Origin of the sequence: Lysinibacillus sp. BPa_S21, from assembly GCF_023337795.1 — a bacterium.
Taxonomy (GTDB): Bacteria; Bacillota; Bacilli; order Bacillales_A; family Planococcaceae; genus Lysinibacillus.
Genome location: NZ_JALIRS010000012.1, coordinates 1 through 14,936, shown reverse-complemented (window position 1 = coordinate 14,936; position 14,936 = coordinate 1). Strand labels below are relative to the sequence as shown.

Sequence of the window (14,936 nt, the reverse complement as noted above, 5' to 3'; positions counted from 1 at the left end):
GTGCAAAAAAGGGGATGGATTCATGAAAAAGGAAATTAATGCTGGTTGGGCTGTTCTGACTTTTGCAATAATGATTATAGCTATGTTAATTACAGTAGTTGCGTTAGAGCAAAGTCCTCACGTACCACTTATTATTGGAACAACTGTAGCAGCAATTGTGGCCAAAATGCATGGATTTAAGTGGATGGAAATTGAGGAAATGATGTATAAGGGAATACGTCTAGCTTTACCAGCGATTGTTATTATTATTTTAGTAGGTTTGACAATTGGCGCATGGATTGGCGGCGGTGTCGTAGCAACAATGATTTATTATGGTTTGAAATTAATTTCTCCGGCTTGGTTTTTAGTAACAATCATGCTGTTGTGTTCAATTGTTGCACTGGCAATCGGTAGCTCGTGGTCGACGATGGCAACAATCGGTGTTGCTGGTATGGGAATTGGTTTAAGTATGGGAATTCCTGCAGCAATGATTGCTGGAGCGGTTATTTCGGGCGCATATTTTGGTGATAAGATGTCACCGTTATCGGATACTACTAATCTCGCTGCAGGTTTAACAGGTACCGACTTATTTGATCATATTAAGCACATGCTTTACACAACAATTCCAGCTTTAATCATTGCGATCGTTGTATTTGGAATTATGGGTAGAAGCTTCGCTGACATCTCAATGCAATCGGAAAGTATTTTAACAACATTAAAAGTAATGGAGGATAGTTTCGTTATTTCTCCTTGGTTATTACTTGTTCCAGTTGGTGTAATTGTATTGGTAGCGAAAAAAGTACCTGCGATTCCAGCTTTAGTTGTCGGAATTATCTCAGGATTCTTACTACAAATCTTCGTACAAGGTGGTACACCTACAATGGCTGTACATGCTTTACAAGAAGGATTTGTGATTTCAACTGGCAATGACATGGTGGACAACCTATTTAACCGTGGTGGCTTAGATTCAATGATGAATACGGTTTCAATGACAATTGTGGCAATGACATTCGGTGGGGTATTAGAATATTCCGGCATGTTAAAAGCACTTATGGATGTCATTGTGAAATTTGCTAAATCTACAGGAAGCCTAGTTGCTTCAACGATTGCAGCATGTATTACAACAAATGCTACATGTTCTGAGCAGTATATTTCAATTGTTGTTCCATCACGTATGTTTGCGAATGTGTATCGAGAGCGCGGCTTGCATTCGAAAAATTTATCTCGTGCGTTAGAAGATGGGGGAACACTAACTTCTGTATTCTTCCCATGGAATACTTGTGGAGTCTTTATTTTAGCAACATTAGGTGTAGGTGCAATGGAATATGCGCCATATGCTATTATTAACTTCTTGGTACCTATTATTTCAATTTTTTATGCTTATATTGGATTTGCGATTGTAAAGCTGACACCTGAAGAAATGGAAGCGGAAGAGAAGCGCAAAAAAGAGCAAGAAATAAGTGATGCTAATATGGTTATGGCTGACTAAATTTTGAAGCTTTAAATGCACTCTTTTCTAATAGGTAAGCTCTCGCAGGAGCAACAGCATCTGCGAGGGCTTTTCAACCTTCAATAGACCGCAAAGTTTAATTCATATATCGTACGTGGGCGCCCTTGTTGGTGAGTCATTTCTTCACCAACTACGTTAGCATAACCATTATCCACTAATTTTTTAATAATGCGCTCTGTTGTGCGGCGTGTTACTTGTAAGTATTCTGCAAGATTATGAGAAGTAAATTGAGCTGATTGTCGCTCTCGGCTAAAATGGATTATCTTAGAAATATTCAATGGACTTAAGCTTGTCTGCTTTGCCATTTGTAAAACGTAGGGGTCATCTGTTTTTAAAGATAGTCTTACTTCTGATTTTGGGAATGGGCCTAGCAAGTTTTTATGTTCATCAAGTATATAAATTTCACAAGGTTTAGCAAATGTTAATGCGTGCTTAGCATTTTGGTTAGCCTCAACTATTGAATGCCCATAACCAAATGCAAGCTTAAATGACTGATCGGTTTGTTGTAATAAGTTCTGTAAGTTCTCTTTTTCGAGCGCTTTTTGCAAATGCCCGGCTGTCGTATATAGCTCAAAAGAATACGGTGAAATTTCTTTATAAGTTGAATGCGTGGCTGCAGTGATTTGCGTTAACATGTTATCGTCTATCGGTTTATCTTCAGGAGCTTCTAATAGTCCAACGACAGCTTTCACAGATTCGGATTTTGTAAGAAGCGATTGGGATTTCGTTTCCTCTAAGCATTGTACAATGGAATTAGTTGCATCTAACATGCGCATTGCAGGTATTTGAAGAGCCTGTAATTCATCAAACACACTATGAATACTTGTTATAACAAAGTCAATGCTGTTAGCCTCCCACAAAGCGATATGATGATGCAATATAGATTGAGTAGGTTCCGTGATAGAAATAGGCTGGATATATGGTTTTGGACCGAAATACTCTATTTCTGTTAAAACATTTTCGACAATAGCTGGATTCATAACATCAATAGAAATTCTATTTAAAGGTACAGTATGATTGGCTATAAGCGATAATAAAGTTGTAGAAACTGCCGTCTCATCTTGTTTTATATAATTCCAAGGTATGGGCAGTTCGGACAGTGCGGATTGGGCATGTAAATAGGGTAGCGTTCCTCCGAATAAAAGGGCATCACATGGCTTCATTTCCTTTAACAAAACGGGCGCCTCTGTAGGTTGCTTGTAGAGGTAAAAATCTATTTGAATATTCTCTATGTTTTGTGCGATACTATTTATACGCTTCATAAATGCTTTAGAGCAGATAACCGCTATTTTAGTAGACATGGGTAACATTCCTTTTCTATATTTTTTTGATAATTAGCGACGTATTAGCGACAACTTTATTATACAGGAGACTGATCAAAATGAAAATCCAACAAGTAGAAATTTTTGCAATTCATTTACCACTTATTGATCCATTTATCATCAGTTATGCTACATATGATACAATGCCTTCTATTATTTTGAAGGTTACGACAGACACAGGTATTGTAGGCTATGGTGAAGCAGTGCCGGACGAGCACGTAACTGGGGAGACGTGGGAAAGCACATATGCTGTATTAAAGAACCAGCTTGCTCCTGCAATTATTGGGGAAGATCCAATGGCCTTTGAAAAACTTCACGATAAATTGAACAAAGCTGTGAAGGATGTGCCAGCAGCGAAAGCGGCAATTGACATTGCTTGTTTCGATATTGCAGGGAAAGCGTTACAGGTTCCAGTGTACCAACTACTAGGTGGTCGTTATCATGAGAAATTCCCGATTACCCATGTACTGAGCATTGGAACACCTGAGGCAATGGCAGAAGAGGCGGTAAACCGTGTGGAGATGGGCTATCGATCATTTAAAATGAAGGTCGGAACAGAGGTAGCTCGCGATGTTGCTCGTATCAAAGCGGTGCGTGAACGTGTTGGTGAAGACATCGCCATTCGTGTAGATGTAAATCAAGGATGGGGCAATGCGTCCACTACATTACAAGGTTTACGTGCATTAAAGGATCTAAATATCGATTGGTTAGAGCAGCCAGTAGATAGTGAAGATATTGATGGAATGGTAGAGATCAAGTCAAAATCTGATGTTCCATTGATGATTGATGAAGGTCTTCGCGGTGTACGTGAAATGCGCGAAATTATTGCAAAGCGTGCTGCAGATAAAGTAAATATTAAATTAATGAAATGCGGTGGTATTTATCCGGCTATGAAACTAGCGGTTATGGCTGAAATGGCAGGCATTGAATGCCAAATCGGCTCAATGGTCGAATCTTCCGTTGGTTCAGCAGCTGGCTTCCATGTAGCATTCTCTAAAAAAATAATGACAAGTGTAGAATTAACGGGCCCATTAAAATTCTCTAAGGATGTTGGGAACTTACACTATGATGTTCCATTTATCTGTTTAAATGAGAAACCAGGATTAGGCGTAGACGTTGATGAAGAGATCCTTAAAGAATTATGTAAATTCTCAACAATTGTAACAGCTTAAGGAGGCGGCGACATGGAGAAAATTTATGAAGGTATGCTTGGAGAAACGCCGTTTTTTGTTACAACATTAAATCTTCAGCATTTGCAAGAAATTGAAAAATTGCAGCTTGAGGTTTATGAATATTTAGCAGACAAAAGTATTTTACAACCTTTAAGTACTGAGGAGTTTGACTATATTTTAAGCGGCAATGGCATGATGATCGGAGCTTACGTAGGGGATGAGCTAATGGCCTTTCGTGCACTATTGAACCCACCTGTTGATGACGAGCACCTTGGCTACGATTGTGGGATTGCCGAGGAAGAATTTCATAAAGTTTTATATCAAGAAATATCGAATGTCTCACCAACATACCGTGGCTATGGATTACAAAAAACATTAGCCCAAGTTATCATGGGCCACATCGATTTAAAAAAATATGATTACGTATGCTCAACAGTAAAGCCATATAATATCCCTAGCTTGAAAGATAAATTTTCCCAAGGGCTAGTCGTAAAAGGATTGAAGATTAAGTATGTAGATAAGCTCCGGTATATTTTCTATAAAGACTTGCGACAAGAGCAATCAGCCTTTACAGAAAAGAAGTCGATATCGATGGGGGATACAGTAGGTCAGCAACAGCTTTTAAAACAGGGTTATACAGGTACTTCTATGTATGAGGATCAAGGTGATTGGTTCGTCGTTTATGAAAAATAAATAATAGTAAAAAGCCTTACCTCCTCGACAAAAGAATAATATATAAATTAAGGTGAATCAATAAACAATAGTTGATTTTCACTCCGAGTTGGCGCTTTCCGTGGGCTTGGCTTCAATCTTCTCTTCACTACGTTCCTGCGGGGCTTTCAGCTCAAGCTAATCCCGCAGGAGTCGCCACTCTCCGTGAAAATCAACGATTCCTTTTCATTAAGTTAAATAGACAAGCTGAAACAAATAGTATTATAGCTATTGATGTGAAATTATAATAAGTTCTTTCATTCCGCAAATACTTGTAATGCTCCTCGTAAATCTCTTCAATCACCTCAAATGGATTTTGATTAATCATTTTTATCCTCCGTAAGATATCGAGCACACTCAAGTTGGATAGCAAAAAAATAAAAAGAATCCAGTTTGAATAGAAAATTGATCAAAATGGATTCTTTTTCATTATATTTTTTAATAGGAGAGGTAAGGCTGTTTTTCATTTCATCGGGCAAAAGCCACAAGCCATTAAGCCTGGAATGTCTTTAGAAAAACAGCATGATTTTCGGACTGGTACGTTCACTAAATTAGTGGGGCTCTGACCACCTGTATATTGTGCCCACCAAGATTTGTTTGAGAAACGAGCCCATGTTTTAGGGTCCTCTAAAGCTTCAATATCCTCCATCGCCTGATCGGCTAGACCAGGATTAGAAAGCAATATGTGATAGTGCCAAAGTAAATATCCGAAGAAATTTTCCCAGATAGTTAGTGGGGAAATAGATGTCACTTTACGAAGCTGTTGAACGATAACATGCCCATCATAGAGAATCTTCTCAATAACAGCTTGACGCTCATCCTCGTCGACATAACGCCAATCGTTTGGGTTCACGAACATTGCAACAGTAAAACTATCGAATTCTTTTGCTGCATCAAAGCGTAGCTCGATTGGTTTACCATCCCAGACTTCGTCATAGGCGGCAAGCATGTAAAGTTGCATAGCAAAAAACATTCCGTAGCGGCGTGCAAAGTGAGAAATAGCGGCCGTTTCAGTTGCTGCATCTGTAATCCCCATCATTAGGTTTAAAAAATCAGGATGGTAAAAGTCTTTATGTATATCAGCTAATGTAAATAATGTCCGCTTTGGTTCCGTCGTATAAATGCTATAGGAATTCAATTGACGAACTTGATCCATCGTTAATGCTGGCATTGTCATCACCTTTTCTTTCAATCATCTGTTACGTTTATTATAAATTAATCATTTTTGCTTCACAAATGGAATGCAATATAGTAAAATACATTAAACATATCTGAAAGGTAGGTTTTAAAATGTCACAGCCTCATGCAATTCCAAGGCCGCTTGTTCGACTTAATCAATGGACGATTCTTGTAAGTGTCATTCTAACATGGATAACAGGTGTCTTTTGGATTTTAGCCATTCCTTTAGTAGCAAATTTACTTGGTGTTTTATGTAATTTTAATCCTATTATTCGAGTAGGGAAGCTGTTTCTGAAAAAGGCGCCATCTACTTATATACCAGAGGATGCGCAACAGCAAAAGTTCAATTCTAGTATTGCTAGCTTTTGTTTAACTGGTGGATTTATAGGTTTCTGGCTAAAATGGCAGGTGGTAGGCTATGTCTTTACAGGAATGGTTGCTGTAGCTTCATCGCTAGCAATTGCAGGATTTTGTATAGGTTGTTTCCTACATTTTCAGTTAAAGCAATGGCAATATCGTCGCTCGCTGAAGAGTAGTCAGTAAAAAAACTTAAAACAATTTTCAGATTAATGTTGACATTTTAATTGATAATGATTATCATTATCGTATAAAGATTATTCCTCCTCTACAATACAGTGTAGAGAGGATGAACTTTAGCTACTTTTCTCCAGAAGTTTGCTAGTTCATGATAACGCTCCTAAAACCCCCCTCATTTTTTGGGAACGTAAAAATCTCTAGACGACTCACTCCATTGTGACTGAGTCGTCTTTTTTTGATAGAAACTGCAATTGTGTCGATAAATCAGCAAAGTATTCCTATAAAGAGAATATCTCAGAGACTTATGCCAATATGGATAAGTTTCTCTTTTTTCGATCCATAAATAGGGTAATTAGTTAATCAGTAACAAGGATTAGTATAGTATAATTAAAAATAGGAATTTACTATAAAATTAGTGGAGGGGATTAAATGAAGAAATATGTGATCACTTTACTCATCGTTGTGGCCTTTTTAATCAACCCATCGTCTTCTAAAGCAGATGTACAGTGGGATGGGGCACAAATTGTGAAGGGTCAAACGGGAAAAATGACCTTTAAAAAAGATGTAAAAGTGTATAAGCAGAATGCAAACGGTACATATAGTTCGATGATGGTCAAACGCAACAGCTATTTCCGAGTATATAATATCGAAAAGTATAACAATAAAACATTTTATTGGATGAGCTCGGGTTACCGTGTACAAGCAACGGATTTAGTTGTTTTTAAGAAAATACCTTTGAACATCCGTGCTTCTTTTTATGATAATCCAGGCTATATCAACATCAATGGTCAACCCTCCGCCTTTGACTATGGAACACATTACTTGGAAGGGTATGTAGATGGGGGCCCTAGTTATGATATTTCTATTGGTGAAAATCTATATTACGATCGTACGCACCCAACTGAAGGAAAGTTTAAAGGGGGCTATATTGATGCCACGGATATTCGCATTGCAGAAACGATAAAAAGAGATAAAAAACTCTATAAGCTAACAGCTAATGCACAGCATTTAAGAGGTCCAATGGCTGGAGCAGGTACAGGAGGGAAATATTCAAAAGGCACTGTTTTTCAATCGTTAGGACTTGAAATAAATGGATACCTTAGAGTGCAATTGCTCGGAACATGGGGAGAAGATTTTATTTTTACTTATATTCCTGTAAAATCACTCCAACCTGTGCAAACCCAAGGGAAACGCTATATCCGATATGGTGTTGTTGGTGAAGGTAATGGAAAGTTAAGAGAACTAAAACGTTTTGATGAAGTAATGTTTTTGACAGAAAAAAATACGACAGCTTGGATTGAGATAGGTGGGGAAATGTATCGTGTACCGAAAAAAGCCCTAGCTACCATAAAACCGAACGAGTCACCAATTATTACAACATCTTTCTTGCCAAATGATACGCTTCAGCAGTTAGTGTATGGGAATGGTGTATATAAGAAAACGGCTAATAATCGTTTTGAAGCGCAGAACGAAAAGTTCATTAACTATCATGAGACAGAACAAACTTTTAATTATGAAAAGGATGATATCAAATATATATTTGAAAAACCAGTTACAGAAGGCTCGAAGGTGACTAGAATGGAGTATGGAATGAAAGAAGAAGGGTTTGTTCGTGCCATTCATTTCACATTCACAAAACCACCGTACGGTACGTTTAACAATGTTGTGGAAACGTCTTTTGGTGAATTATTTGCACCAGGTTACGGTTATATCGATGGACGTAACAACATACTAATGTCTTATGAATAAGTAGAAAAACAGGTGTGGAAAAAGAATTATTTTTCCACACCTGTTTGATTTTTGATGGAGTTATCTTTTTTGATAGAAACTGCAATTGTTCCGATAAAACGAGATAATATTCCGATAAATCAAGACATTCCTATAAAAATGAACTCATCACCATATCATGGGGGTGAATTTCGTTCCGGCTGGGCGCTTTGTCGCTGCCGCTTCGCTTTCGCGCAGATAAAACATTTAATTAAAAATATATAACCTTCTATAGTTATACCGATAATTACAATTTAATATATAATATACCTTGATAAGAAGGGGTGATTATTTCATGTTTTACATTAGAAATTTAGAGAATGAGTTTGAGTTCTTTCTAGATATGTTATATGAGTCTATACATATTCCAGAAAGTAAACCATCAAAAGAAGCTTTACTAAACTCGCCTGACATAAGAAAATATCATGAAGGTTGGGGGAGAAGGGGAGATAGAGCTTTAATTGCCTTTAACACAAAAAATCAAGCTGTTGGTGCTGTCTGGTACAGATTATTTGATGACAATACTAAAAGCTATGGTTTTATAGATTGCAATACTCCTGAAATCGGAATCGCTGTTTCAGAAGAAGTAAGGGGAAAAGGGGTAGGCACTTTACTGATGCGTAAAATAATTCAACAAGCAAAAGATGAAGGATACATTAACATTTCACTTAGCGTAGACCTCGAAAATGACGCGGCCATTAATATTTATAAAAAACTTGGCTTTAAAGATTATGAAGTAGTAGGGACATCTAAAACAATGATTTACAAATTATAGTGTTCGCTAGAATAAAAAATGTACATTACTAAAATGTGATTTAGTAATGTACATTTTTATTATTGAGTAGGACTACTTTGAACAGCACTCTTTTTCCCAAGTATCATTGTATAGTAGCTATGTAATAGCATGCCAACAATGATGACCCCTAGACCTGCTAAAGCAATTCGATCTGGGAATGCAATGTCGAGCAACAATACTTCACCAATAATGACAAAGAGTATTTCAGTTGATTGTGTTGCTTCAACAGCTGCGAGCTTGCCTTGATGATCGCGAACGCGGTCAGTTGCAATGAAAAATAAAGTTGTGGCGATGACACCAGAGCTTATACCAACTAGCAACGATTGCATTACTTGGCTGCTTGAAGGAAGTCCGACTGTTGCCATTGCATAAATGGCTAGAATAATCCATGCGGGCATGGAGGCGATGGTCATTCCGAGAACTCGTTGATATGTATCGATGCGTCCGCCACAGATGTCCATCATTTTGCGGTTACCAAGAGGGTAGGCAAACGCTGCAATGACAACGGGTAAAATGCCAAGCATTAAACTTTTAAACGGAACTGATTGTGCCTGTGGTATTTGAATAAGTAAAATGCCGGCTAAAATGACACATGAAATAAGTAATGAAATAAGCGGTATTTTTTGACGTACTGTTTTCCCGGCCACTACTGAAACAAATAGGGGAGCTAGTAATACGCCAGCGACAATTGTGAATTGCCATGTTCCAGAGACGAGCCAGCCTGGACCGAATGCTGCTGCAAATGTCAGTGGGGCATAGAACAGTACGAACCCAATAAAGCTCCAAAGCAGCCAAGCTACAGGCTGTGCTTTCATCTCACCTGATAATTGGGAAAAGCCTTTGCGATAGAAGACGATCACGAGTAAAAACGGTAGCATAAAGAAATAGCGCAGGGATGCACTCCATAGCCAGCTACCACCTTGCATTTCCATTGCGTGGTTTAATATAAATGTAACAGCGAAAAAAAGTGAGGCTAAAATGCCTAATGCAATTTCTTTCATTAAAATCACCTCAATTTATGTAGTTTGAAAATTCAGTCATCATCTTCAAAAAATTTACGAAGAAGGGGTAAACCCTTCTTCGTAATTATTTTCCTTGTTGTTCAAAGAGCTGTACGATTTCGATAATCACTTGTGTTGCTTTTTCCATTGTTTCTGCAGATACATATTCAAATTTACCGTGCATATTTTCACCACCTGCAAAAATGTTTGGTGTTGGTAAGCCCATGTAAGAAAGCTGAGAACCATCAGTACCGCCACGGATAGGTAGTGTAATTGGTGTAATCTCTAACTTTTCCATTGCTGTACGTGCGATGTCGACAATTTCCTTTACAGGTTCAATTTTTTCGCCCATATTATAGTATTGATCTTCGATTGTAATGCTTAAAGCATCCTCGCTGTATTGGGCTTTAATTTTTGCTGCAGCATCAAGCATTAATTGTTTTTTCGCTTCAAACTTTTGACGGTCATGGTCGCGAACGATATAAGAAAGCTCAGTATGCTCGATCGCACCGCTAAAGCCCATTAAGTGAATAAAGCCCTCATAGCCATCCGTTTTTTCAGGTACTGCATCAGTAGGCATTTCATTTTGGAAGGCAATCGCCATTGTAATGGCATTGACCATTTTATTTTTCGCAGAACCAGGGTGTACACTCGTACCTTTTGTCACAACCTTTACGCCTGCAGCATTAAAGCTTTCGTATTGTAGCTCGCCAAGTGGTCCCCCATCCATCGTATAAGCATAGTCGGCTCCAAATGCAGCCACATCGAATTTATGAGGACCGCGGCCAATTTCTTCGTCAGGTGTAAACGCTACACGTAATTTACCATGTTTAATAGAAGGATTATTTATTAGGTATTCCATAGCCGTCATAATTTCAGCGATACCAGCTTTATCGTCAGCGCCTAATAATGTAGTCCCATCCGTTGTAATTAACGTTTGACCTACATAATTTTTAAGCTCAGGAAAATCTGTTGGCGACATCGCTAAATTTTCGTTTAGCTGGATCACTCCACCATCATAGTTGTTAATGCGTTGTGGATTAACATTTGTGCCAGTAAAATCTGTTGTAGTGTCTACATGCGCTAAAAAGCCAATAGTAGGCACTTTTTTATCTGTATTTGCTTCGAGTGTTGCAAATAAATAACCATTTTCATCTAATGTAATATCAGTTAAGCCTATTGCAGCAAGTTCATCTTTTAGTACATGCAATAAGTCAAATTGTTTTTGTGTTGAAGGAGTTGTTTCGCTTGTGAAATCAGATTGTGTATCAATTTTTGCATAACGAATTAAACGCTCGATTACTTGTTCTTTCATAAGTATGGCCTCCTAATGTGTATGTTTAACTTCTTTCAGCCTCCTGCAGATGTCACGTAATTGTGACGAGGCATAATTAGTTATTATTGTAACACTTTACTTCGGATTTCGGAATATTGAGAAATACTTAAGGCAATTAGTAGTTGGGCACTGTAATATGTCAACATAATAAACTCATGTGAAAATGGTAAAGGCATCATAAATTTATTAATAGCTAAATAGGAATCTGATGAGATAAATAGTAGAGCTCCGATCGTCGCAAAGGTAGAACCAGTCCGAATCGCAGTCCAACCCATCGTTAATATCACTGAAATATAGACAATTACTGCGATACCAAGTACGACTTCTCCTGATGAAAACACCGTACCTGCAATCCACACAGCCATACTTGCACCGTAAACGAGCAATACAATCTTTGTCCAGGTAGGTACTTGTCGTTCATTCGTAGAAAAAAAGGCAAGGATATAAAAAATATGCCCTATTAGGAAGCTAGTTAGCCCAATTAGAAACCACTGTAATGTATAATCACCGACCATACAAAAGACAAGTCCAATAACAATTAGTATTTGATACTTTTTAATGCCTACATTTTTTGATGTAGCGGCTAAAATAATGATGAAAATCATTGGGATGACTTTAAAGATAAGTATCAGGCTTTGTGGAATATGGGAAAGGAAAAAAATATAATATAGACCAAACAAAATAATAAATGCTATTAAAAATTTTTTAGACAAAATTCTCATCTCCTTTTCTTTGAAATTCTTTATCTATGTTAGAATTTCCTTTATTCTTTCGTATAGGAAATGCATAAGAGTGTACTCATTCATCTTATGTATGAAACTTTTTTAGTATGTAACCGTAAATAAGTGGACAGTAAGGTAAGAGAGGGTGAGCGAAATGACCAAGCTATTAATAGCTTCGGCAGTTATTGGACTAATCGCGAGTGTTTTATTAACACCGCTTATAACGAAAAAGCGAGAAGACGGATCGAAAAAGGTAATCGGATACTTCTTTATCGGTGTATTTGTACTAGGATTTTTAGCTACTGGTATAACCGTATATGTGACGAAAATGGATGTAAACTGGCTTGCTTTTTGGCCCGCTATTATTCTATTAACATTAGGTGGCGCGCTTCTTGCAAGTGGTATTGAAAGAAAAATAAAAGGTGTCTTATTTTTGGCAAGTTTAGGTGTTGCAGTGTTTGTATTATCAGCTCCTTTATGGAATGCTAACGAAAAATTCAAGTCAGCTGAAATGAAGCAAGAGGTTGAAATAAAACCATTCGATGAAACACAAACACCAGCTAGTGTTCCGCCTAAATTTGCACGTAATAAAATGAAAAAAGCGTTCGGGCAAGTACCGAATACGAGTTATTATGAGCTAGGGCGCTTACAAATTCAAAAAGTGAATGGTGAGTATGTTTATATTGCGCCAGTTGAGTTCTCTGGCTTCTTTAAATGGATGAATGGTGAGACGACTCCTGGTTACTTTATGATGAGCGCAACAGATTCAGCGGACAATCCTAAATTTGTTAAGCAGGAAATGAAGTATGTTCCTTCTGCTTATTTAAATTCAAATTTAGAGCGTCATATACGTTTACAACATCCATTCCTTGTTTTTTATGGAGATGTTCAACTTGAAATAGATGATGAAGGTAAACCATACTACATCCGTTCTTATGGTGAATTTATTTCTGCACGTAATGGCTTCGATGTAAAAGGGATTGTGCTTGTAGATGCACTAACAGGGAAATCAGAAGTTATGAAACTGGAGGATGTCCCGGAATTTATTGATGGAGCGGTTTCTCCAGAGACAGTAAGCTTGCAAAATAGTTATTTCGGTAATTATGTACATGGATTTTGGAATAGCAAGTTTGGTAAGAAGGACGTTAAACTACCTTCAGATGAGGGAACAGAGGCAAATGTTAGCCCAATTTTTGATGAAAAAGGCGATATGTATTATTTCACAGACTTTACGAGCCCTAAAGAGGGTGTCGATTCCATGCTAGGCTATTCCTTAACAAATGCCCGAACAGGTCAAGCAACCTATTATACTGGAAATCAAGACGCTTCTTATATGGATTCGCAAGGTAACTTGCAAATTATCGAGAAGAAATTTATCGAGAAAAAATGGTCTGGGGAAATGCCGGTATTGTATAACTTTTACGGTGAGGCAAGCTGGTTAACTGCAGTGCTTGATTCAAATGGTTTCTTACAAAATTATTTCATCGTATCTGCAGCGAATCCTGAAATCTCCGCTTATGCGACAACTCCTAAAGAGGCATTAAAATTATATAAAACAGCCTTAAGTCGCGGTGGAAATACAGTCGAAGGAAGTTCACATGCAGAAGAGAAAAATGCAAGTGGAAAAGTACTTCGCGTATACAAGGAACGTCTAGGAGACTATACAGTTGTATCATTCTTACTAAATAACGGTAAAAACTATTTGGTAAGCTCGGAAACAGAACCACTTGCAATTTATTTACAAGAAGGCGATGAGGTCATTCTCACTTATGGTGATACAGGAGAGCAGTTTTTACCAGTTCGATCAATGATTGTTAAAGGATTAGTAGAAGAGAAAAAATAATATAAAAGACGATCAAGTAGTAATGCGCTACAAAGATCGTCTTTTTTATGTTGGTTGAGATTCTATATAGAGAAGCATCTTTTCCTGGTGATTCGTATAAAGTGCTTTTGCATGATCGTTTAACGTAAATATTTCATGAATATACCCTTGAAGTAAGTTATGTTCATATTCAAAAGTATAAGAATCTTCGTTTTCTATTATATGTGCTAATAAAAGTGCATGTAATACAACGACCTCTAGATTTTCTGTATTTGTAATGAATTTAAGATTGAGAATGGAAGTATGAGAAACGAATTGATTAACGTAATCAATAGCATGCTTATAAACGGTTAAGTCGATATGTGGCTCAAGTCGTTTTCTTAATAATGTACAATTATTATTTAAGTCTTGGATTTTTAAAAACAAACCTTTTACACTTCGCTTATGTTGTTGTTCTAATGTACGAGCAAGATCTTTGTTCATATAGGGCATTTTTATATAACTCCTTTCCGCATAGCGGTCTTCTATTAGTATTAATGGAATTCTATCAAATGGAAAGAGTCTTTTTGTTTAATTTATATGTAAATTTAACTTATTTCAGAGGCTGTTGAATATAGGAACTCAGTCTTAGAACGCCAGTGAATTAGGGGAGGTGTCCATTTTTTATTGTTCTAGAACTTAGGATACGAAAGATATTAAACTAAAATGAACTCAATATTTATATAGGAAGCTTTTCAACGAAATGATAAAGTGTAAATTTTTATTAGAAAAAGTGTTGACCTTTTTGGATTAAGGGTGTAATATTATACAAGTCGTTAAGATAACTTCTGAAAAACAACAACTACATTAAATAAATTAGCTGTTGACATCAAGTTTACGACATGATATTATATAAGAGTTGCTGTTGAGAAAACAGTAACGAAATGAACCTTGAAAACTGAACAAGCAAAACGTAATCAATAAAGTTTTTAGTAGCTAACCTTGAGTTAGTGAACAAAACAAAATTTTGGACATCAAACATGATGCCAGCAAAACAATTTGAGCTAATCAAATTTCTTTTTATGGAGAGTTTGATCCTGGCT

At 37.1% G+C, this 14,936-nt stretch carries 13 protein-coding genes; 7 read left to right on the top strand and 6 right to left on the bottom strand.

Annotated features, from left to right (window positions below; genetic code table 11):
* Positions 1–22: 22 nt before the first annotated feature.
* Positions 23–1,468 (top strand): Na+/H+ antiporter NhaC, encoded by a 1,446-nt coding sequence (gene nhaC, locus MOK21_RS19225; RefSeq protein WP_249075568.1) that lies wholly within the window; start codon positions 23–25, stop codon positions 1,466–1,468.
* Between the two features lie 80 nt (positions 1,469–1,548).
* On the opposite strand, the gene MOK21_RS19220 is transcribed toward nhaC, so the two are convergent.
* On the bottom strand, positions 1,549–2,790 hold the full coding sequence (locus MOK21_RS19220) for a hypothetical protein (protein WP_249075567.1): 1,242 nt from the start codon (positions 2,788–2,790) through the stop codon (positions 1,549–1,551).
* 80 nt (positions 2,791–2,870) lie between these two features.
* Here MOK21_RS19220 and MOK21_RS19215 point away from each other — a divergent pair, with 80 nt between their 5' ends.
* Positions 2,871–3,983, top strand: a complete 1,113-nt coding sequence (locus tag MOK21_RS19215; RefSeq protein WP_249075566.1) for a mandelate racemase/muconate lactonizing enzyme family protein — start codon at positions 2,871–2,873, stop codon at positions 3,981–3,983.
* Positions 3,984–3,995: 12 nt separating this feature from the next.
* Positions 3,996–4,676: a GNAT family N-acetyltransferase gene (locus MOK21_RS19210; protein WP_249075565.1), complete on the top strand. Its 681-nt coding sequence runs from the start codon at positions 3,996–3,998 to the stop codon at positions 4,674–4,676.
* Positions 4,677–5,157: 481 nt separating this feature from the next.
* On the opposite strand, the gene MOK21_RS19205 is transcribed toward MOK21_RS19210, so the two are convergent.
* Positions 5,158–5,865 (bottom strand): Fe-S oxidoreductase, encoded by a 708-nt coding sequence (locus MOK21_RS19205; RefSeq protein ID WP_308221943.1) that lies wholly within the window; start codon positions 5,863–5,865, stop codon positions 5,158–5,160.
* A gap of 119 nt (positions 5,866–5,984) precedes the next feature.
* Between MOK21_RS19205 and MOK21_RS19200 the strand changes: the two genes are divergently transcribed.
* From MOK21_RS19200 to MOK21_RS19190, 3 genes are all read left to right on the top strand, one after another.
* Positions 5,985–6,416 (top strand): DUF4395 domain-containing protein, encoded by a 432-nt coding sequence (locus tag MOK21_RS19200; protein WP_249075563.1) that lies wholly within the window; start codon positions 5,985–5,987, stop codon positions 6,414–6,416.
* A gap of 423 nt (positions 6,417–6,839) precedes the next feature.
* A complete protein-coding gene (locus tag MOK21_RS19195; RefSeq protein ID WP_249075562.1) occupies positions 6,840–8,159 on the top strand; it encodes a hypothetical protein in 1,320 nt (439 codons plus the stop codon).
* A gap of 313 nt (positions 8,160–8,472) precedes the next feature.
* Positions 8,473–8,952 (top strand): GNAT family N-acetyltransferase, encoded by a 480-nt coding sequence (locus MOK21_RS19190; RefSeq protein WP_249075561.1) that lies wholly within the window; start codon positions 8,473–8,475, stop codon positions 8,950–8,952.
* A gap of 59 nt (positions 8,953–9,011) precedes the next feature.
* On the opposite strand, the gene MOK21_RS19185 is transcribed toward MOK21_RS19190, so the two are convergent.
* The 3 genes from MOK21_RS19185 to MOK21_RS19175 all read right to left on the bottom strand — a co-directional run bounded on the left by MOK21_RS19185 (position 9,012) and on the right by MOK21_RS19175 (position 12,032).
* On the bottom strand, positions 9,012–9,974 hold the full coding sequence (locus tag MOK21_RS19185; protein WP_249075560.1) for a DMT family transporter: 963 nt from the start codon (positions 9,972–9,974) through the stop codon (positions 9,012–9,014).
* A gap of 85 nt (positions 9,975–10,059) precedes the next feature.
* Positions 10,060–11,289 carry a peptidase T gene (gene pepT, locus MOK21_RS19180; protein WP_249075559.1) on the bottom strand — a complete coding sequence of 410 codons (1,230 nt, stop codon included), beginning with the start codon at positions 11,287–11,289 and terminating at the stop codon, positions 10,060–10,062.
* Between the two features lie 83 nt (positions 11,290–11,372).
* Positions 11,373–12,032, bottom strand: coding sequence for a lysoplasmalogenase (locus tag MOK21_RS19175; RefSeq protein ID WP_249075558.1), 660 nt, complete (start codon positions 12,030–12,032; stop codon positions 11,373–11,375).
* Between the two features lie 154 nt (positions 12,033–12,186).
* On the opposite strand from MOK21_RS19175, the gene MOK21_RS19170 reads away from it, so the two are divergent.
* Positions 12,187–13,875, top strand: coding sequence for a hypothetical protein (locus tag MOK21_RS19170; protein WP_249075557.1), 1,689 nt, complete (start codon positions 12,187–12,189; stop codon positions 13,873–13,875).
* A gap of 45 nt (positions 13,876–13,920) precedes the next feature.
* On the opposite strand, the gene MOK21_RS19165 is transcribed toward MOK21_RS19170, so the two are convergent.
* On the bottom strand, positions 13,921–14,346 hold the full coding sequence (locus MOK21_RS19165; protein WP_249075556.1) for a hypothetical protein: 426 nt from the start codon (positions 14,344–14,346) through the stop codon (positions 13,921–13,923).
* Positions 14,347–14,936: the final 590 nt, after the last annotated feature.